Genomic DNA, 18,645 nt, shown 5'->3' with positions numbered 1-18,645 from the left:
CAGGCCGAGTTGATGCGATCGCGGGCAAGCCCGCTCCCACACAAGCCAGCTCCTACATTGGCCACATTCCAGCAGTAACACTTCACAGGGTTTGAGCATGCCGCAACCGTTCATCTTCCGTACCATCGACCTGGATGGCCAGACCATCCGCACGGCGGTACGACCGGGCAAGTCTCACTTGACGCCGCTGCTGATTTTCAACGGCATCGGCGCCAACCTGGAGCTGGTGTTTCCGTTCGTCCAGGCCCTGGACCCGGACCTGGAAGTGATTGCCTTCGACGTACCCGGTGTCGGCGGATCGTCGACACCCAGCCGCCCCTATCGCTTTCCCGGCCTGGCCAAACTCACTGCGCGCATGCTCGACTACCTGGACTATGGCCAGGTCAATGCCGTTGGGGTTTCCTGGGGCGGCGCCCTGGCACAGCAGTTTGCCTACGACTACCCGGAGCGCTGCAAGAAGCTGATCCTTGCCGCCACCGCCGCCGGCGCCTTCATGGTGCCCGGCAAGCCGAAGGTGTTGTGGCTGATGGCCAGCCCCCGCCGCTATATCCAGCCGTCCCATGTGGTACGCATCGCGCCGATGATCTATGGCGGCTCGTTCCGCCGGGATTCAAAACTGGCTGCCGAGCACGCGAGCAAAGTGCGCTCGGCGGGCAAGCTGGGCTACTACTGGCAACTGTTCGCAGGCCTGGGCTGGACCAGCATTCACTGGCTGCACAAAATCAAGCAGCCGACCCTGGTGCTGGCCGGCGACGACGACCCGCTGATCCCGCTGGTCAATATGCGCATGCTGGCCTGGCGCATTCCCAATGCGCAGTTGCACATCATCGACGACGGCCATCTGTTCCTGATTACCCGGGCCGAAGCGGTGGCACCGATCATCATGAAGTTTCTCCAGGAAGAACGCTTGCGTGCGGTGATCCATCCGCAGCCGGCGCCCTATAGCAATACCTGAGCAATACCGGGTCAGGATGACCTTTACGCGCAACTTGGCCAGAACCGACTATGGTTCTGAACTGGCGTGCTTGTTGGCGAATTGACGAAGGAGTGTTGACCCATGCGTGACAGACCCGCAAATGTCCCGGCGCCCACACCCGCCGCGTTCATCAATGCACAAAGTGCAATCACCGGCCTGCGCGGCCGGGATCTGCTCTCGACCCTGCGCAGTGTCGCGGCCCATGGCTTGCGCAACCCGCTGCACAGCGCCCGCCATGCCCTGGCACTGGGTGGGCAGTTGGGCCGTGTGCTACTGGGCGAAACCGTGCATGAGCCCAACCCCCACGACAGCCGCTTCGCCGACCCCACCTGGGCCCTCAACCCCCTGTACCGGCGCAGCCTGCAAGCCTATTTGAGCTGGCAGAAACAGACCCGGCACTGGATCGACGACAGCCGCTTGAGTGACGACGATCGCGCGCGGGCGCACTTTGTCTTCTCGTTGCTCAACGATGCGGTGTCGCCGTCCAATACCCTGCTCAACCCGCTGGCGATCAAGGAGTTGCTCAACTCCGGCGGTAACAGCGTGGTGCGCGGCATAAGCAATCTGTTCGATGACGTGCTGCACAACAACGGCCTGCCGCGCCAAGTCACCAAGCAGGCGTTTGAGGTCGGCAAGACGGTGGCCACCACGCCCGGCTCGGTGGTGTTTCGCAATGAACTGCTGGAGCTGATCCAGTACAAGCCCATGAGCGAAAAACAGTACGCCAAGCCGCTGCTGGTGGTGCCGCCGCAAATCAACAAGTACTACATTTTCGATTTAAGCCCGGCCAACAGCTTCGTGCAGTACGCCCTGAAGAACGGCCTGCAGGTGTTTATGGTCAGTTGGCGCAACCCGGATGTGCGCCATCGCGAGTGGGGCCTGTCCACCTATGTGGCGGCGCTGGAAGAGGCGCTGAATATCTGCCGGGCAATCAGCGGCGCCCGTGAAGTGAACCTGATGGGCGCCTGCGCCGGTGGCCTGACCATCGCGGCCCTGCAAGGCCATCTGCAAGCCAAGCGCCAACAGCGCCGGGTCGCCAGTGCCACCTACCTGGTCAGCCTGCTGGACAGCCAGATCGACAGCCCCGCCATGCTGTTTGCCGACGAACAGACCCTGGAAGCAGCCAAGCGCCGCTCCTATCAGCAGGGCGTGCTGGATGGCCGCGACATGGCCAAGGTCTTCGCCTGGATGCGCCCCAACGACCTGATCTGGAACTACTGGATCAACAACTACCTGCTGGGCAAGGAGCCGCCGGCGTTCGACATCCTGTACTGGAACAACGACAACACCCGCTTGCCGGCAGCCTTGCACGGCGACCTGCTGGACTTCTTCAAGCACAACCCGCTGAGCCATCCCGGCGGCCTGGAAGTGTGTGGCACGCCCATCGATTTGCAGAAAGTCACGGTCGACAGTTTCAGCGTGGCCGGGATCAACGATCACATCACGCCGTGGGACGCGGTCTACCGCTCAACCTTGCTGCTGGGCGGCAACAAACGCTTCGTGCTCTCCAACAGCGGGCATATCCAGAGCATCCTCAACCCACCGGGCAACCCCAAGGCCAATTTTGTCGAAAACCTCAAGCTGAGCAGCGACCCACGCGCCTGGTACTACGACGCCAGCCATATCGAGGGCAGCTGGTGGCCCCAGTGGCTTGAGTGGATCCAGCAACGCTCCGGGGTGCAGCGCGAGACCCTGACGGCCCTGGGCAACCAGAATTACCCACCGATGGAAGCGGCGCCCGGCACCTATGTGCGGGTTCGCTGACACCCTGGCCCCTTGAACACTAAGAAGACTGGATGAAAACCCGCGACCGAATCCTTGAATGTGCCCTGCAGTTGTTCAACCAAAAGGGCGAACCGAATGTTTCAACCATGGAAGTGGCCAATGAAATGGGGATCAGCCCCGGCAACCTCTATTACCACTTCCATGGCAAGGAACCCCTGGTCATCGGGCTATTCGAGCGCTTCCAAGGCGAACTGGCGCCGCTGCTCGACCCACCGGCGCAGGTGCAGTTGGCGCCGGAGGATTACTGGCTGTTCCTGCACTTGATCGTCGAGCGCATGGCGCACTATCGGTTCCTGTTCCAGGACCTGTCGAACCTGGCCGGGCGCTTGCCGAAGCTGGCCAAGGGCATTCGCAACCTGCTGACCGCACTCAAGCGCACCCTGGCTTCACTGTTGGCACGGCTCAAAGCCGAGGGGCAGTTGGTCAGCGAAACCCAGGCGCTGGGGCAACTGGTGGAGCAGATCACCATGACCCTGCTGTTTTCCCTGGATTACCAGCGGATTCTTGATCGCGAGGCTGAGGTGCGGGTGGTGGTCTATCAAGTGATGATGCTGGTGGCGCCGCACCTGTTGATGCCCGCGAGGTTGGCGACGGAGCGCTTTGCACTCAGATACCTGGATGACACCGATTAGAAATATGGGGGTGGGCTTGCTCGCTCCCACATCAGGGATGTGTTGTTGCACGCGCCAAGCAAAAACGCCCGACCTTTGCAGGCCGGGCGTTTTTACAGGTCCCGTGTGAATCAGGACTGACTGGATGACGTCGGGGTTACCGGCGTTACAGTCGAGGTAGCTGCGGCGGGCGTCGGCGCGGTAGCCGAGTTGGTCGCGGGTACCGGGGTCGCAGGCTTGGCCGCAACAGCAGGCTTGGGCGCTGCAGGTTTCTTGGCTACGGCCGGTTTTTTCGCCACTGGCTTTGCAGCAGGTTTGGCTGCTGGCTTGGCGGCGGCCGGTTTGGCAGCGGGTTTTGCGGCAACTGGCTTGGCAGCCGGCTTGGCCGCAGCGGTTTTGGCCGCTGGCTTGGCGGCAGGTTTCGCTGCCGGCTTGGCCGCTGGTTTTGCAGCAGCTTTGGCCGCTACTGGCTTCTTCGCAACAGGTTTGGCAGTAGGTTTGGCGGCTGCGGTTTTCGCTGCAGGCTTGGCGGCTGCTTTCGCTGCAGGTTTAGCAGCGGCCTTGACCAAAGGTTTGGCCACGGTTTTGCTCGCAGGTTTGGCCGCAACAGTCTTCGCAGCCGGCTTGGCAGCAGGTTTTGCCGCAGCTTTGACTGGAGCCACTTTGGCGCCGGTCAGTTTCTCGATTTGCTTGGTCAGGGTATCGACCTTGCTGTGCAGCGCCTTCACTTCATTGCGGCTAGGCACGCCCAGGCGCGAAATGGCACTGTTAAGACGCTTGTCGAGTGCGCCTTCCAGTTCGCCCCAGGTACCCAGGACCTGTTTTTTGGCATCACTGATACGGGACTTGGCAGAGCTGGCGCTCGCCTTGGCCGCATCGACTTGTTTACCGACGGTGCTCTTGGTCAACTTCTCGGCCTTCTCGCCGTCTTTAACCAAAGTCTCGAAGAGTTTGCTGCCGTCACTGTCGATCTTCGAGTACACGCCTAAGCCAGCCAGCCAGATCTTGCGGGAGTATTCTTCAACTTTCCCGACCCAAGAGCTGCCTTCTTTCTGAGTAGTCTTTTTAACAGCCATCCGATGTCTCCTTAGTGTTTACGCGCGACACGTTCGAGCAATGCCGTTAGCTCATCGAGCTTAGCAGAGAGTGTCTCCACGTCATGTTTAGACGCAATGCCGATACGATTCAAGGCACTTGCGACACGCGCATCAAAAGCCTTCTCGACTTTATCCAGTTGCACTTCCACACGACCTTTGACGCCGGAGACATTGCTCTTGACGTAATCAATCTGACTGTTGGCCGCATCAAGTTGTTCATTCACAACTTTTTTGCCTTTGCTTTCAACATGTTGACCGGACTTCACGAGTTCCTTGAAGTACTCGCCGCCTTCGCTACCGACCTTCGCGTAAGCCCCCAAACCCGCCAACCATATCTTGCGAGCATAGGTTTTAACCTCGCTCAGGGCGTTGTTTTGGGTGTCGATTTTTTTCTTCAAAATAACTTTGGCCATGGTGCACCTCACGCATAAAAGGGTGGAGGAACTGCCCACAGGAGTTGAGGGCTGAGGACAAAGTAGGGAGAAAAATTAGAATCGGCACCCTAACAAGCAGCCCTTTCCAAGGCGCTCAAGTTCCACTTCGTGCCTAGTCGTGGCGAGGGGGCTTGTCCCCCGCTGGGCTGCGCAGCAGCCCCAAAGCCTGGCACCTCGGTGTATCTGATAAAAATGAGGTGTGCCTTATTGGGGCTGCTGCGCAGCCCAGCGGGGGACGAGCCCCCTCGCCACAACAGCCTGCTTGCCACAGTTGAGTGTTTGCGCTGCAAGTGCAGGTCAGGCCAGTGCCTTATCCAGGGCCTTTTCGATTTCCGACTTGATGGTGCCACTCATGGCCGACATCAATAGACCCAGCTCCACCTCGATCCTTAAAGAGTCCTCCGCTACTTTCAGCGTGCCTTTAACTCCCGAACGCTTGAGGTTCAGCGTATCGCCGGACCACGACGGCTCAAGGCCGTACTGTTCCTTGAGTTTGTGCGCCAACTTCTCGGCCTTCGCCCTGGCGACTTCTTTCCCAAGAGTATGGGCACGTTCAACCTGTATCCGGGCCATGTGAATGACTCCTCGCTGCAAAGACTTATTGAGCCCCTTGTTTACCCGGCCATGCGGCAAAAGGTCTCGGTGGCGACCTATCTTACCTTCAGCCTTGCCAAGACAAAGCAGGCCCTGGGGATTATCATGTCCCGCATTCTCTTTTGGTGACAGCGATATGACTGATCAGCGCAAAGGCAGCGATGCCGAACCCACCACTCACTTCGGCTTCAAGAACGTCCCGGAAAGCCAGAAAGCGGAAAAAGTCGCTGAAGTGTTCCACTCCGTGGCCGCCAAGTACGACCTGATGAACGACGTGCTGTCGGGCGGCATGCACCGCCTGTGGAAGCGGTTCACTATTGAGTTGTCGGGCGTGCGCGCCGGCAACCGGGTGCTGGACATCGCCGGTGGCACGGGCGACCTGGCAGCCAAGTTCTCCAAACTCGTCGGGCCTACCGGCCAGGTGGTATTGGCCGACATCAACGGCTCGATGCTCAAGGTGGGCCGCGATCGCCTGCTGGACAAGGGCGTGGCGGGCAATATCGAATTCGTCCAGGCCGACGCTGAAAAGCTGCCGTTCCCCGACAACCATTTCGACTGCGTGACCATCGCCTTCGGCCTGCGCAACGTGACCCATAAAGAAGACGCCCTGCGCTCGATGCTGCGGGTGCTCAAGCCGGGCGGCCGCCTGCTGGTGCTGGAATTCTCCAAGCCGACCAACGCGCTGATGTCCAAGGTCTACGACACCTACTCGTTCGCCTTCATGCCGTTGATGGGCAAGCTGATCACCAATGACGCCGAAAGCTATCGCTACCTGGCCGAATCGATCCGCATGCACCCGAACCAGGAAACCCTGAAGTCGATGATGGTCGAGGCCGGTTTCGACCGTGTGACCTACCACAACATGACCTCCGGCATCGTTGCCCTGCACCGCGGCATCAAACCCTGATGTTGTTCACGGGCCTTCTCGCCAGCGTTGAACACGGCCTCAACCGTGTCTTGCGCCTGGACAGCACCGCCCTGGCGCGGCTGGCGCACCTCAATGGCAAGATCATTGCCGTCGATTGCACCAGCCCCGCCTTGCAACTGTTTATCCTGCCCAGCGATGAAGGCCTGTTGCTGGCGGCGCACTGGGCCGCCGATGCCGACTGCACCCTGCGTGCTTCCGGCTCAAGCCTGCTGCGCCTGGCCATGAGCCGGGACAAGACCACGATCCTCCACGGCCCGGACGTGGAGCTTGAAGGCGACAGCGCGGTGCTGATGGACCTGGCCGCCGTGCTGCAAGACCTGGAGCTGGACTGGGAGTACGAGCTGTCGCGCTGGCTCGGCCCCGTGGCCACCCAACTGATCAGCGGGCACCTGCGCAGCCGTTCACGCTGGTACCAGCAGGGTTTCGCCAGCCTCAATCAGAACCTCGCCGAATACCTGAGCGAAGAATCGCGCACCCTCGTCGGACAACGGGAGGCCGAAGCGCGCTTTCGTGAACTCGACCAGGCCAAACTCGACCTGGAACGGCTTGAGGCGCGCTTCGAGCGCCTGAGCCGCTCCCTTGATCCAAGCGATAACGCATGAAGCTGCTCGCCGTCCGCCGTCTGTTCCGAATCCAACGCGTCGTCATTCGCTACCGCCTAGATGACCTGCTGTTCGCCCTGCCGCTGCCGTGGTTTTTGCTGGCGGTGCGCTACGTGCTGCCGTGGCGCTGGTTCCCGCGCAAGACCCTGGACCTGAGCCGGGGTGCACGCCTGCGCCTGGCCTTGCAGGACTTGGGGCCGATCTTCATCAAGTTCGGGCAGATCCTGTCCACCCGCCGCGACTTGCTGCCCGAAGATATCGCCGACGAGCTGATGTTGCTGCAGGACCGCGTGCCGCCGTTCGACTCACAGCAATCGATGAAGCTGATCGAAGAACAGCTGGGCAGAAAAATTAGCGACGTGTTCAGCCGGTTCGACGTCGAACCCCTGGCCTCGGCTTCAGTCGCCCAGGTGCATGCCGCGCAGTTGAAAACCGGCGAAGAAGTGGTGGTCAAGGTGATCCGCCCCGGCCTCAAGCCGATCATCGGTCAGGACCTGGCATGGCTGTTCATTCTTGCCCGCGCCGCCGAGCGGTTCTCTGCCGATGCGCGCCTGCTGCACCCGGTGGACGTGGTCGCCGACTACGAAAAAACCATCTACGACGAACTCGACCTGCTACGTGAGGCGGCCAACGCCAGTCAACTCAAGCGTAACTTCGAAGGTTCGCCGCTGCTGTATGTGCCGCAGGTGTATTGGGACTGGTGCCGGCCGAAAGTGCTGGTGATGGAGCGTATCTACGGGGTGCAGGTCACTGACCTGGCGACCCTGGCCGACCAGCGCACCGATATGAAGATGCTCGCCGAGCGCGGTGTGGAGATTTTCTTCACCCAGGTGTTTCGCGACAGTTTCTTCCACGCCGACATGCACCCCGGCAATATCTTCGTCAGTACGGTGAACCCGTGGAGCCCGCAGTACATCGCAATCGACTGTGGCATCGTCGGTAGCCTCACCCCCGAGGACCAGGACTACCTGGCGCGCAACCTGTTTGCCTTCTTCAAGCGTGACTACCGCCGCGTGGCGCAATTGCACATCGATTCGGGCTGGGTGCCGGCCGAAACCAAGCTCAATGAATTCGAAGCGGCGATCCGCACCGTGTGCGAGCCGATCTTCGAAAAACCGTTAAAAGATATTTCCTTCGGCCAGGTACTGATGCGCCTGTTCCAGACGGCCCGGCGCTTCAATATGGAAGTGCAGCCGCAACTGGTACTGCTGCAAAAGACCCTGCTCAATATCGAAGGCCTGGGCCGCCAGCTGTACCCGGACCTGGACCTGTGGAACACCGCGCAACCGTTCCTTGAACGCTGGATGCGCGAGCGCGTCAGCCCGAAAACCCTGCTGGGCAACCTGCAAAGCCAGGTCGAGCAACTGCCGCACCTGGCCAACATGACCCGCGACCTGCTCGAGCGCATGTCCCAGCCCCACGCCAAGGACCCGGCGCCGCCGTGGCACCCGCGCAAGGACGATTGGTTCCTGCGCCTGCTGGGCGCGGCGCACCTGGCCGGTGGCGCGGTGCTCGCAGCCGGTGGGCCGTTGAATGGGCTGGGCCATTGGCCGGCGGGGATCATGGTCGCCGTGGGCCTCTATCTGGTCGTGCGTCGATAGGCCGACCGGTTATACACTGTTGCACATTGCCGGGGCGGGTCGCGCACGGCTGTCGGAGTCGAAGATGAAAGACTGGCTGGACGAGATCAAGTGGGACAGTGACGGCCTGGTGCCGGCCATTGCCCAGGACCACAAGACCGGGCGCATCCTGATGATGGCCTGGATGAACCGCGAGGCCCTGAGCCTGACTGCCGCCGAGCAGCGTGCCATCTACTGGTCACGTTCCCGTGGCAAACTGTGGCGCAAGGGCGAAGAGTCCGGGCATGTGCAAAAACTCCACGAAATGCGCCTGGACTGCGACGCCGACGTGATCGTGCTGATGGTCGAGCAGATCGGCGACATCGCCTGTCATACCGGCCGCCACAGCTGCTTCTACCGGGTGTTCGAGAACGGCGCGTGGAAAACCGTCGAGCCGGTGCTCAAAGACCCGCACGCCATTTACTCGGCAGGACATTGAACATGAGCGATACCCTGAACCGTGTGGCCCAGGTGCTGGAGGACCGCAAAGGTGCGGACGCCGACAGCTCTTATGTCGCCAGCCTGTACCACAAGGGCCTGAACAAGATTCTGGAAAAACTCGGCGAAGAATCCGTCGAGACGATCATCGCCGCCAAGGATGCCGAGATCAGCGGCGATTACAGCGATGTCATCTATGAGACCGCTGACTTGTGGTTCCATAGCTTGGTGATGCTCGCCCAACTGGGGCAGCACCCACAGGCCGTGCTCGATGAACTGGACCGTCGCTTCGGCTTGTCCGGGCACGCCGAAAAGGCCTCGCGCCCGTCCGCCTGAATAACTTTCTAACTTAAGGAATTGCAGCATGGGCATTTTTGACTGGAAACACTGGATCGTCATTCTCGTGGTCGTCGTCCTGGTGTTCGGCACCAAGAAACTGAAGAACCTGGGCACCGATGTCGGCGAATCCATCAAGGGCTTTCGCAAGGCCATGAACGACGACGAAAAACCGGCCGATGCCGGCGCAAATCCGGTTCCACCGGCGCAACCTGTACACCCGCAGGCCGCGCAGCCGATCACTGAACGTCGCACCTTCGACGTGCAGGCCGAGAAAGTCGAAGAGCCGTCCCGCAAAGACTCGTGAGCACTGACTAATGTTTGGTATCAGCTTCTCTGAACTGCTGCTCGTCGGCCTTGTTGCCCTGTTGGTGCTGGGGCCTGAACGCCTGCCCGGCGCCGCACGCACGGCTGGCCTGTGGGTCGGGCGCCTGAAACGCAGTTTCAACGCCATCAAACAGGAAGTTGAACGGGAAATCGGCGCCGACGAGATTCGTCGGCAACTGCACAACGAACACATTCTGTCCCTGGAGCAGGAAGCGCGGAAAATTCTCGCGCCCCAGCAACAGGCGCCGACACCGGTTGAACCGGTGGCCGAGCAAAGCATTGCGCCAGTGCCCGAAACCACCCCGGCCGCAACGCCCGTGCCCCCAACAGAGCCTGCGCCGACGCCCGCCGCGTCGCCCGCTCCCCACGACCCTACATTGCCGCCGCGAGCCCCATGAGCGCTGATAAACCGGAAAACGACCAGCATATGCCGCTGGTCTCGCACCTCACCGAGTTGCGTACCCGCCTGCTGCGGTGTGTCGCGGCGATCTTCGTGATCTTTGCCGGGCTGTTTGCCTTTACGCAGCAGATCTACACCTTTGTCTCCACGCCGCTGCGCGAGTACCTGCCGGTGGGCGCGACGATGATCGCCACCGACGTGTCCTCGCCGTTCCTCACGCCGCTCAAGCTGACGATGATGGTTTCGCTGTTTTTGGCGATCCCGGTGATCCTGCACCAGATCTGGGGCTTTATCGCACCGGGCCTGTACAAGCATGAAAAACGCATCGCCGTGCCGTTGCTGGTGTCGAGCATCATGCTGTTCTACACCGGCATGGCGTTCGCCTACTTTCTGGTGTTCCCGCTGATCTTCAAGTTCTTCGCCGCCGCCACCCCGGCCGGCGTGGAAATGATGACCGACATCACCAGCTACCTCGACTTCGTGATGACGTTGTTCTTCGCCTTTGGCGTGGCCTTCGAGATCCCGGTGGCGGTGGTACTGCTGGTATGGATCGGCGTGGTCGACGTCAAGTACCTGCGCAAGATCCGCCCGTACGTGATCATCGGCTGCTTTGTGGTCGGCATGATCCTGACCCCGCCGGATATCTTCTCGCAAACCTTGCTGGCCGTGCCGATGTGGATGCTGTTTGAAGTCGGCATCCTGTTTGGCAGCCTGGTGAGCAAGCGTGGCGAACATCCGGATGACCAACCCGCCGATGACGACCAGCCGCCAGCGACACAACCGTGAACCTGCTGCTGCTGGAAGACGCTGACTTTATCGCGGCCGACCGGGTGGTCCTGCGTGACCGACGCTTGGTGCACATGCAGGAAGTGCATCGCGCGGCGGTCGGCGACAGCCTGCGCGTCGGGCGCATTGCCGGCTTGATGGGCAATGCGCAGTTGCTGCGCCTGGAAGCGGGCGAAGCCGAGCTGCAAATCAGCCTCAACCAGCCGCCACCGGCCAAACTGCCGCTGACCTTACTGCTGGCCCTGCCGCGCCCGAAAATGCTGCGTCGGGTGTTGCAGACCGTGGCGTCCATGGGCGTGCCACGGGTGGTGCTGGTCAACAGCTATCGGGTCGAGAAAAGCTTCTGGCAGACGCCCTTCCTGGAGCCCGAAGCGGTGCGCGAACAACTGATCCTTGGCCTGGAACAAGCCCGGGATACCGTGCTGCCCGAGATCATCATCGAAAAGCGCTTCAAGCCCTTCGTCGAAGACCGCCTGCCGGCCCTGGCCCAGGGCACCCTCGGCCTGGTCGGGCATCCCGGCGCTTACCCACCCTGCCCACGTGGCCTGGATGAGCCGGTGACCCTGGCCATCGGCCCCGAAGGTGGCTGGATCCCCTATGAGGTGGATTTGCTGGCCAAGGCCGGGTTGCAGCCGGTGCAACTGGGTGCGCGGATCCTGCGTGTGGAAACCGCCGTGACCGCCCTGCTCGCCCGCCTCTTCTAACCCCCTCTGATAGACCACTGAAATCTCCTGTAGGAGCGAGCTTGCTCGCGAAAACCTTGAGAGCGGCGCGTTCATTTAGCAAGCACTGGTTATCGTTGACGATTTTCGCGAGCAAGCTCGCGCCTACAGAATCGCGCTCGCATGCCGATACCCTCAGGATAAGTCCAAGCCTTGTTCAGGGGAGTTCACCGCATGTACCGTTGGCTAGCTGAAAAACTGGGGAATGTGAGCGTCAATCGCAAGCTGAGCGTGGGCTTTGGCCTGGTGTTGCTCCTCACGCTCCTGATTACCTTCACCGGCTGGACGGGCCTCAGCGGCGTGATCAGCCGAGGCGATAAACTGGGCTTTATTTCCAGCCTCAATGAACTGACCAAAGACCTGCGCCAGGCCCGCCTGGACTATGAAATGCGCCGTGGTGAACAAGGTCCCGGGTTGGTCAACGAGCTGATGGAGAAGCTCGACAGCGGCCTGAAGACCGCACGTAGCCAGATCGAGCAGCCGGCCGATGTTGCCATCATCGATGAGCAACTGGCCGCCGTTGCCAACTATCGACAAGCCTTCGGTGCCATGGTCCAGGCCGGCGCCCATCGCGAAGACGCCCGCAGCAAACTCGGCGCCACCGCTGACAACGCCGTCGCTCGTATTTCGGAGATCGAAAAGATCCTGCTGCAAGGTGATAGCGTCAGCCAATTCAACAGCGTGGTCGACTTGAGCAAATTGATCCAGCAGGCACGCTTCCAGGTACGTGGCTACACCTATAGCGCCAAGGTCGAGGCCGAGCAGCCGGCCCTGGACGCCATCGCCAATGCCCTGAAAAACGCCGACAGCCTGCGCAGTCAATTGCCGGAGCAATACAGCGCCAACCTGCAAGAGGCCAGCGACTCCCTCAAGGCCTATCTCGCGGCAGTCAGCCAGTTCCGTGATTCCCAGGTGGCCAGCGCCGCCGCCCTCAAGGTCATGGCTGAACAAGGCGACCTGCTGTTCGACCGCAGCAAAAAACTCACAGCCTCACAAACCATCATCCGCGACGCCGACGCTGCACAGGCCAAGTTCCTGTTGATGCTCGCCACCGCCCTGGCGCTGGTCTTCGGCATCGTGGCGGCCTGGGCGATCACCCGCCAGATCGTGATACCACTGAGCCAGACCCTCAAGGTCGCCGAGCGGGTCGCTGCCGGTGACCTGACCCACGACCTGGTGTCGCAACGCCAGGACGAACTGGGCCAACTGCAACGTGCCATGCAAAGCATGACTATGGGCCTGCGCGACTTGATCGGCGGGATCAGCGACGGCGTGACGCAGATCGCCAGTGCTGCCGAAGAATTGTCGGCCGTTACCGAGCAGACCAGCGCCGGGGTCAACAGCCAGAAGGTCGAGACTGACCAGGTCGCCACCGCCATGAACGAAATGGCCGCCACCGTGCAGGAAGTGGCGCGCAATGCCGAAGAGGCTTCCGAAGCCGCCGTCGCCGCCGACCAACAGGCCCGCGAAGGTGACAGAGTGGTCGGCGAGGCCATCGCCCAGATCGAGCGCCTGGCCGGTGAAGTCGGCAACTCCACCGAGGCCATGGGCCATCTCAAGCGCGAAAGCGACAAGATCGGCAGCGTCCTGGACGTGATCAAGTCCGTGGCCCAACAAACCAACCTGCTGGCACTCAACGCCGCTATTGAAGCCGCACGCGCCGGGGAAGCCGGTCGCGGCTTCGCGGTGGTGGCCGATGAGGTACGCAGCCTGGCGCAACGCACGCAGAAATCCACCGAGGAAATCGAAGAACTGATCGTCGGCCTGCAAAGTGGCACCCAACAAGTAGCGACCATCATGGACAACAGCCGCAGCCTCACCGACAGCAGCGTCGAGCTGACACGCCGGGCCGGCAATGCCCTGGAAAACATCACTCGCACGGTTTCGGCAATCCAGGCCATGAACCAGCAGATCGCGACCGCCGCCGAACAACAGAGCGCGGTGGCCGAAGAGATCAACCGCAGCGTGCTGAATGTGCGTGACGTTTCGGAGCAGACCGCAGCGGCCAGTGAAGAGACCGCCGCCTCCAGTACCGAACTGGCGCGCCTGGGCACCCATCTGCAGGCATTGGTCGGCCGCTTCCGGGTTTGATACCTGCCCTTCGCGGCGATCCGTCCGGGTCGCCGCTTAAAGCTTGTGAAGTTTCCTACATTCTTTTCGGACCGTGATCCATACGCCCGGCGCCCAACGGAACTAGCGTTCAAATGGGTTCACTGTGTCCACGCCCTTCGGCGCCCCGGCACAGCGAACGCCTTTGTTCACTTGCCGGAGGTTGACCATGCTTCGTCGAATGACTCAACTGCTGGGTGACGCCAGCGTCACCCTCAAACTGGTTCTGGGCTTTGCCTTGGTATTGGCCCTGAGCCTGGTGATTGCCCTCACCGGTTGGCAGGCCCTGGCGGCTTCGCTTTACCGTTCACAGACCCTGAGCGTACTGGCGCAACTGGCGGTGACCGGCGAAGAGCTGCGGGCCGATCGCATCGTCTACCGCACCCTTGACGATGAGACCAGCCTGAAAAAACTGAGTCTCTCCATGGAGCGGGTCGACGGTTATCTGGCCGAGGTTTCAATACGGGTCAAGGCAGCCAAGCCGCTCCAATATCTGCAAAGCATGGTGAGTATTTCCGGTCAGTTCAAAACCACGCTCAAGGATGTACCGGCACTGGTCAAGCAGCGGGAAACCGCCCGTGAACAATTGAAACAAAGCACCGTCGACAGCGGTGACGCCTTGTCCCAACTGGCCAGCGACCTACCCGATCAAGAAGACCAGAAAGCACTCGATACCGTCGAGGATTTGCGCCTGGCCATCGAACAGGCCGAAGACCGCGCCACAAGCCCGGCCTGGGCCGCCAGTTCCCTGGATGCCTATGCCCAGACCGTCAGCGACGCTGAACGCAACCTCAAACAGGCCCAGGCCGCCGTAGAGAAGTTACCGGTGGACAGCGGCGCATTGAAAAATGTCGTACTCAGCATCCGCACCCATCTGACACGCCTGCGCGATACCCAACTCAACACCGAAAAGGCGCAAAACCTGCTGGAGCAGCAACTGGACCAACTGTTGGCACAAAGTGACCTGCTCAGTCAGGACCAGACCGAGCGTCGCGACCAGGAGGCCGAAAACGCTCGTACCCAAACCCTTGCCATCACCGCTGCAGCCTTGCTGTTCGGCGCCCTGGCAGCCTGGGTGATTGCCGGGCAGATCGTAAAACCGCTACGCCGGGCGCTGGCCGTGGCCAACCGCATCGCCGATGGAGACCTGAGCCACGATGTGCAAACCCGGCGCCGGGATGAACTGGGTCAGTTGCAATGCAGCATGGCGCAAATGACCCTCAACCTGCGGGGGCTGGTCGGTAGCATCAGCGACAATGCCCGGCAGATCGCCAGCTCCGCCGAAGAGCTTTCGGCCGTCACCGAACAAACCCGCGCGGGCGTCAGCAATCAGCGAGACGAAACCGAGCAGGTAGCGACCGCCATGAACCAGATGCTCGCCACCGCCCAGGAAGTGGCCCGGCATGCCGAACAGGCCGCGATTGCCGCCAGCCAGGCCAATCAGCAGACCGAACTGGGGGACCAGGTGGTGACGGATGCGGTGGCGCACATTGAACACCTCGCCCACGAGATGGCGCGCTCAAGCCAGGCGATGCTGGGCCTGCAACGGGAAAGCCAGAAGATCGGCAGTGTGCTGGAGGTGATCAAGTCAGTGTCCCAGCAAACCAACCTGCTGGCGCTCAACGCGGCGATCGAGGCCGCCCGCGCCGGTGAAGCCGGTCAAGGATTTGCGGTGGTCGCCGACGAAGTACGCAGCCTTGCCCAGCGCACCCAGCAGTCCGCCGAGGAAATCGAAGAACTGATTGGCGGGCTGCACAGTGGCACGCAACAGGTTGCCGATATCATGGACAACAGCCGCACCCTGACCGATCGCAGTGTCGGCCTGACCCGCAACGCTGGGGACGCCCTGACGGAAATCGCGCGCACCGTGCTGGTCATCCAGGAAATGAATCCACAGATCGCCGCCGCCGCCGAACAGCAAAGTGCGGTGGCCGAGGAGATCAATCGCAGCGTGTTGAAAGTGCGGGACGTGTCGGAGCAAACCGCTGCTGCCAGCGAACAGACGGCGGCAGCAAGTATTGAATTGGCACGCTTGGGAACGAATCTTCAGCAGTGCGTGGGCAAGTTCAAGGTTTGAACCTGCCCATGGGACTTACAGGACCTGACGCAAGAACGCCTGTGCCCGTGGATCCTTCGGCGAATCGAAGAACTGCGCGGGCGCTGCGTCTTCCAGTAGTTTGCCGTGATCGAAGAACAACACCCGATCCGCCACTTCCCGGGCAAAGCCCATTTCGTGGGTGACGCAGACCATGGTCATGCCTTCCAGGGCCAAGGTTTTCATGACATCCAGCACTTCGCCGACCATTTCCGGGTCCAGCGCCGAAGTAGGCTCGTCGAACAACATGACTTTGGGCTCCATGGCCAACGCCCGGGCAATCGCCACGCGCTGTTGCTGGCCACCGGAAAGCCGCGAGGGGAACTCGTTGGCTTTCTGTGCAATGCCGACCTTCTCCAGCAACGCCAGGGCCTTGGCCTCGCGCTCTTTCTTGCCGCGCTTGCGCACGACTTTCTGTGCCAGGCACAGGTTTTCCAGCACGGTCATGTGCGGGAACAGGTTGAAGTGCTGGAACACCATGCCGACTTCGCGACGATAGGCGTTCACATCGGTCTTGGGGTCGGCCAGTTGCAAGCCGTCGATGCTCACCGAGCCTGAGTCGAACTCCTCCAGGCCATTGAGGCAGCGCAGGAACGTCGACTTACCAGAGCCAGATGGGCCGATTACTACCAGCACTTCGCCCTTGGCCACCTGGGTGGTGACGTGATCCACGGCGCGGACCACCTGCCCACGGGTGTCGAAGACTTTTACCAGATCGCGGACTTCAATCACTTTGCGCGAGCCTCCGCTCAAGCCGACTGGCCATTTTCGACAGCGGCAGGTTGATCAGCAGGTACAGGCCTGCGACACAGAACAGGATTTCAAACGGCGAAAACGAGGTGGTGATGACCTCGCGACCACTTTTGAGCAGCTCGGTAATGGCGATCACCGAGACCAGCGAGGTGTCCTTGACCAGGCTGATAAACTGCCCGGCCAACGGCGGCAACACGCGTTTGAAGGCCTGCGGCAACACCACGTGGCGCATCGACTGGCTGGCGCTCAAGCCCAGGGAGCGGGCCGCTTCGCCTTGGCCACGGGCAATCGACTGCACGCCCGCCCGCACGATTTCGGCCACGTAGGCGCCGGTAAACAGCGACAGCGCGGCGATGCCGGCGAACTCACGGGACAGGTTCAGTACCGTGCCGATAAAGAAGTAGAAAATGAAGATTTGTACCAGTAGCGGCGTGCCGCGCACCAGTTCGACGTAGATCGTCGACAGATCGCGCAGGGTCGGGTTATTCGACAACCGACACAGGCCCGTCGCCAGGCCGATGAACAAGCCCAATACCCCCGATACCAGAGACAGCCACAGGGTGGTCCACAACCCCCACATCAACGGGCCAAGCGCCCAATGCCGGGTCACACCGATTACATCGCCTTCGGCCACATCGTCGCCACGGGCCACTTGCAGGCTGTTTTCGGCAACCGTCAGGTGCTGCTCGGCGCCGGCGTCATTGCGCAGGGTGACTTCAGCAACATCGCCCTTGCGCACCAACTCAACCACGGTGGAAATATCCGCCGCCCGCTTGGACTCTTCAGCCTGGTAGGCGAAGTATTGCGGCACGCGGTTCCAGCGCCATTCGTAGGACATCAGCGAGGTGGCGTAGTACAACGCGCCGGCCATGCCGACCAGCACCAGCACGGTCAGCAGGTGCCAGGGCCATTGGGCTTTTTTCTGTTTCATTGCTCAACATCCATCAAGGTCGGGGCAAGCCCCTCTGTGGCGAGGGGGCTTGTCCCCCGCTGGGTGGCGAAGCCGCCCCTGCAAGGCTTACCCAGCTGTATCAGATAGACCGCAGGGGTTGGTTTTGGGGCGGCTTCGCCACCCAGCGGGGGACAAGCCCCCTCGCCACAACTAGCTTATTCCATGTCCTTGAGCCACTCGGAGCTCTTGAACCACTTGTCATGGATGCGATCGTAGGTGCCGTCGTGCTTGATCTGGTGCAGGAAGTTGTTGATGAAGTTGATGCTGTCGTAGTCGCCCTTCTTCAGACCGAATGCCAGAGGCTCGTAGGTGAAGGGTTCTTCGAGGTACACCAGCTTGCCATTGCCGACTTTTTTCTCGGCAACCACGTTGTACGGCGCGTCGTAGACAAAGGCGTCGGCCTTGCCGTTGACCACGTCAAGCACACCTTCCTGCTCGTTGTCGTAGCCGTGGTACTTGGCCTTGGAGATCAGCTTCTTGGCCACCATCTCGCCGGTGGTACCGAGCTTGGAGGTCAGGCGATATTTCTCATCATTCAGGTCTTTGTAGGACTTGATGGTGCCTTCCAGGTCCTTGCGGATCAGCAGGGTCTGGCCAACCACGATGAACGGTTCGCTGAAGTTCAGGCGCAGGTTGCGTTCCTGGGTCAGGGTCATGCCGCTGCCGATCATGTCGAACTTGCCAGTCAGGAAGGCCGGGATGATGCCGTCGTAACCGGTAGAGACCAGCTCCAGCTTGACCCCCATGGACTTGGCCATCGCTTTGAGCAGGTCGACTTCGAAACCAATGATTTCGCCGCGCTTGTTGGTCATCTCGAATGGCATGTAGGTCGGATCCATGCCGACTTTCAAAGTGCCGCGCTTGACCGCGTCGTCAATCGCCCCGGCCTGGGCCGTATTGACTGCCAACAAGGCTGTAACACCGAGCATCAGCATCGAAAGATACTTTTTCATCACCAAGTCCCCTGACTCATTTTATTTTGATGCAGGCCTTAGAACGGCTGCACTATTTCTTCGGGGAGCGATGCTAACCCACTCGCCCACTGGCACAAAGGTCTAGCCGGGATTTGTTGGCGGATATG

General features: G+C 61.0%; 20 protein-coding genes and 1 pseudogene. 15 read left to right on the top strand and 6 right to left on the bottom strand.

Annotated elements, in window-relative coordinates; translation table 11 throughout:
• Positions 1-97 precede the first annotated feature (97 nt).
• From phaZ to JTY93_RS01780, 3 genes are all read left to right on the top strand, one after another.
• Complete coding sequence (gene phaZ, locus JTY93_RS01790) at positions 98-955, top strand: poly(3-hydroxyalkanoate) depolymerase (protein ID WP_029296035.1); 858 nt, start codon at positions 98-100, stop codon at positions 953-955.
• 102 nt (positions 956-1,057) lie between these two features.
• Positions 1,058-2,740: a class II poly(R)-hydroxyalkanoic acid synthase gene (gene phaC, locus JTY93_RS01785; RefSeq protein ID WP_205477654.1), complete on the top strand. Its 1,683-nt coding sequence runs from the start codon at positions 1,058-1,060 to the stop codon at positions 2,738-2,740.
• Positions 2,741-2,772: 32 nt separating this feature from the next.
• The gene (locus tag JTY93_RS01780) at positions 2,773-3,393 is read left to right on the top strand and encodes a TetR/AcrR family transcriptional regulator (RefSeq protein ID WP_169992039.1); all 621 of its coding nucleotides are present in this window, start codon (positions 2,773-2,775) and stop codon (positions 3,391-3,393) included.
• Positions 3,394-3,503: 110 nt separating this feature from the next.
• On the opposite strand, the gene JTY93_RS01775 is transcribed toward JTY93_RS01780, so the two are convergent.
• From JTY93_RS01775 to JTY93_RS01765, 3 genes are all read right to left on the bottom strand, one after another.
• Positions 3,504-4,448, bottom strand: coding sequence for a phasin family protein (locus JTY93_RS01775; protein WP_205477655.1), 945 nt, complete (start codon positions 4,446-4,448; stop codon positions 3,504-3,506).
• Between the two features lie 11 nt (positions 4,449-4,459).
• Entirely contained in the window at positions 4,460-4,882 is a 423-nt protein-coding gene (locus tag JTY93_RS01770) for a phasin family protein (RefSeq protein ID WP_169992035.1), read from the bottom strand.
• Between the two features lie 318 nt (positions 4,883-5,200).
• On the bottom strand, positions 5,201-5,476 hold the full coding sequence (locus tag JTY93_RS01765; protein WP_205477657.1) for a polyhydroxyalkanoic acid system family protein: 276 nt from the start codon (positions 5,474-5,476) through the stop codon (positions 5,201-5,203).
• A 157-nt stretch (positions 5,477-5,633) separates the two neighbouring features.
• On the opposite strand from JTY93_RS01765, the gene ubiE reads away from it, so the two are divergent.
• From ubiE to JTY93_RS01710, 12 genes and pseudogenes are all read left to right on the top strand, one after another.
• Positions 5,634-6,404 carry a bifunctional demethylmenaquinone methyltransferase/2-methoxy-6-polyprenyl-1,4-benzoquinol methylase UbiE gene (gene ubiE / locus JTY93_RS01760; protein ID WP_076961787.1) on the top strand — a complete coding sequence of 257 codons (771 nt, stop codon included), beginning with the start codon at positions 5,634-5,636 and terminating at the stop codon, positions 6,402-6,404.
• Entirely contained in the window at positions 6,404-7,027 is a 624-nt protein-coding gene (locus JTY93_RS01755; protein ID WP_169992031.1) for a ubiquinone biosynthesis accessory factor UbiJ, read from the top strand. Before ubiE ends, JTY93_RS01755 begins: the two co-directional genes overlap by 1 nt.
• Positions 7,024-8,628, top strand: a complete 1,605-nt coding sequence (ubiB, locus tag JTY93_RS01750) for a ubiquinone biosynthesis regulatory protein kinase UbiB (protein ID WP_205477658.1) — start codon at positions 7,024-7,026, stop codon at positions 8,626-8,628. Before JTY93_RS01755 ends, ubiB begins: the two co-directional genes overlap by 4 nt.
• Before the next feature lie 64 nt (positions 8,629-8,692).
• Positions 8,693-9,085, top strand: a complete 393-nt coding sequence (gene hisI / locus JTY93_RS01745) for a phosphoribosyl-AMP cyclohydrolase (protein ID WP_029296001.1) — start codon at positions 8,693-8,695, stop codon at positions 9,083-9,085.
• A 2-nt stretch (positions 9,086-9,087) separates the two neighbouring features.
• Entirely contained in the window at positions 9,088-9,420 is a 333-nt protein-coding gene (locus tag JTY93_RS01740) for a phosphoribosyl-ATP diphosphatase (RefSeq protein WP_029295998.1), read from the top strand.
• A 28-nt stretch (positions 9,421-9,448) separates the two neighbouring features.
• On the top strand, positions 9,449-9,727 hold the full coding sequence (locus JTY93_RS01735) for a twin-arginine translocase TatA/TatE family subunit (RefSeq protein WP_029295996.1): 279 nt from the start codon (positions 9,449-9,451) through the stop codon (positions 9,725-9,727).
• 10 nt (positions 9,728-9,737) lie between these two features.
• The gene (tatB, locus tag JTY93_RS01730; protein WP_205477659.1) at positions 9,738-10,145 is read left to right on the top strand and encodes a Sec-independent protein translocase protein TatB; all 408 of its coding nucleotides are present in this window, start codon (positions 9,738-9,740) and stop codon (positions 10,143-10,145) included.
• Positions 10,142-10,933 (top strand): twin-arginine translocase subunit TatC, encoded by a 792-nt coding sequence (tatC, locus tag JTY93_RS01725; protein WP_032862241.1) that lies wholly within the window; start codon positions 10,142-10,144, stop codon positions 10,931-10,933. Before tatB ends, tatC begins: the two co-directional genes overlap by 4 nt.
• On the top strand, positions 10,930-11,637 hold the full coding sequence (locus JTY93_RS01720; RefSeq protein WP_205477660.1) for a 16S rRNA (uracil(1498)-N(3))-methyltransferase: 708 nt from the start codon (positions 10,930-10,932) through the stop codon (positions 11,635-11,637). Before tatC ends, JTY93_RS01720 begins: the two co-directional genes overlap by 4 nt.
• A 192-nt stretch (positions 11,638-11,829) precedes the next feature.
• Positions 11,830-12,843 (top strand): annotated as a pseudogene (locus JTY93_RS29860) (methyl-accepting chemotaxis protein); the annotation flags it as partial.
• A gap of 30 nt (positions 12,844-12,873) precedes the next feature.
• On the top strand, positions 12,874-13,746 hold the full coding sequence (locus JTY93_RS29855) for a methyl-accepting chemotaxis protein (RefSeq protein ID WP_371923394.1): 873 nt from the start codon (positions 12,874-12,876) through the stop codon (positions 13,744-13,746).
• Between the two features lie 187 nt (positions 13,747-13,933).
• A complete protein-coding gene (locus JTY93_RS01710; RefSeq protein ID WP_205477662.1) occupies positions 13,934-15,841 on the top strand; it encodes a methyl-accepting chemotaxis protein in 1,908 nt (635 codons plus the stop codon).
• A gap of 15 nt (positions 15,842-15,856) precedes the next feature.
• On the opposite strand, the gene JTY93_RS01705 is transcribed toward JTY93_RS01710, so the two are convergent.
• The 3 genes from JTY93_RS01705 to JTY93_RS01695 form a co-directional block, all read right to left on the bottom strand.
• A complete protein-coding gene (locus JTY93_RS01705) occupies positions 15,857-16,591 on the bottom strand; it encodes an amino acid ABC transporter ATP-binding protein (RefSeq protein ID WP_205477663.1) in 735 nt (244 codons plus the stop codon).
• A complete protein-coding gene (locus tag JTY93_RS01700) occupies positions 16,584-17,543 on the bottom strand; it encodes an amino acid ABC transporter permease (protein WP_057958060.1) in 960 nt (319 codons plus the stop codon). The genes JTY93_RS01705 and JTY93_RS01700 overlap by 8 nt, the downstream gene beginning before the upstream one ends.
• A gap of 176 nt (positions 17,544-17,719) precedes the next feature.
• On the bottom strand, positions 17,720-18,517 hold the full coding sequence (locus tag JTY93_RS01695; RefSeq protein ID WP_029295979.1) for a transporter substrate-binding domain-containing protein: 798 nt from the start codon (positions 18,515-18,517) through the stop codon (positions 17,720-17,722).
• Positions 18,518-18,645: the final 128 nt, after the last annotated feature.

The organism is Pseudomonas hygromyciniae (genome assembly GCF_016925675.1).
Taxonomy (GTDB): Bacteria; Pseudomonadota; Gammaproteobacteria; order Pseudomonadales; family Pseudomonadaceae; genus Aquipseudomonas; species Aquipseudomonas hygromyciniae.
This window is presented reverse-complemented; position numbering and strand designations above follow the sequence as displayed.

Bases quoted from the DNA above. Each gene is read 5' to 3' on its own strand.
- JTY93_RS01735 (WP_029295996.1), top strand. From the start codon at position 9,449: ATGGGCATTTTTGACTGGAAACACTGGATCGTCATTCTCGTGGTCGTC.
- JTY93_RS29855 (WP_371923394.1), top strand. From the start codon at position 12,874: ATGCAAAGCATGACTATGGGCCTGCGCGACTTGATCGGCGGGATCAGC.
- JTY93_RS01775 (WP_205477655.1), bottom strand. From the start codon at position 4,448: ATGGCTGTTAAAAAGACTACTCAGAAAGAAGGCAGCTCTTGGGTCGGG.
- phaC (WP_205477654.1), top strand. From the start codon at position 1,058: ATGCGTGACAGACCCGCAAATGTCCCGGCGCCCACACCCGCCGCGTTC.
- ubiB (WP_205477658.1), top strand. From the start codon at position 7,024: ATGAAGCTGCTCGCCGTCCGCCGTCTGTTCCGAATCCAACGCGTCGTC.
- tatC (WP_032862241.1), top strand. From the start codon at position 10,142: ATGAGCGCTGATAAACCGGAAAACGACCAGCATATGCCGCTGGTCTCG.
- JTY93_RS01780 (WP_169992039.1), top strand. From the start codon at position 2,773: ATGAAAACCCGCGACCGAATCCTTGAATGTGCCCTGCAGTTGTTCAAC.
- JTY93_RS01740 (WP_029295998.1), top strand. From the start codon at position 9,088: ATGAGCGATACCCTGAACCGTGTGGCCCAGGTGCTGGAGGACCGCAAA.
- tatB (WP_205477659.1), top strand. From the start codon at position 9,738: ATGTTTGGTATCAGCTTCTCTGAACTGCTGCTCGTCGGCCTTGTTGCC.
- JTY93_RS01695 (WP_029295979.1), bottom strand. From the start codon at position 18,517: ATGAAAAAGTATCTTTCGATGCTGATGCTCGGTGTTACAGCCTTGTTG.
- JTY93_RS01700 (WP_057958060.1), bottom strand. From the start codon at position 17,543: ATGAAACAGAAAAAAGCCCAATGGCCCTGGCACCTGCTGACCGTGCTG.
- JTY93_RS01710 (WP_205477662.1), top strand. From the start codon at position 13,934: ATGCTTCGTCGAATGACTCAACTGCTGGGTGACGCCAGCGTCACCCTC.
- phaZ (WP_029296035.1), top strand. From the start codon at position 98: ATGCCGCAACCGTTCATCTTCCGTACCATCGACCTGGATGGCCAGACC.
- JTY93_RS01755 (WP_169992031.1), top strand. From the start codon at position 6,404: ATGTTGTTCACGGGCCTTCTCGCCAGCGTTGAACACGGCCTCAACCGT.
- JTY93_RS01765 (WP_205477657.1), bottom strand. From the start codon at position 5,476: ATGGCCCGGATACAGGTTGAACGTGCCCATACTCTTGGGAAAGAAGTC.
- JTY93_RS01770 (WP_169992035.1), bottom strand. From the start codon at position 4,882: ATGGCCAAAGTTATTTTGAAGAAAAAAATCGACACCCAAAACAACGCC.
- hisI (WP_029296001.1), top strand. From the start codon at position 8,693: ATGAAAGACTGGCTGGACGAGATCAAGTGGGACAGTGACGGCCTGGTG.
- ubiE (WP_076961787.1), top strand. From the start codon at position 5,634: ATGACTGATCAGCGCAAAGGCAGCGATGCCGAACCCACCACTCACTTC.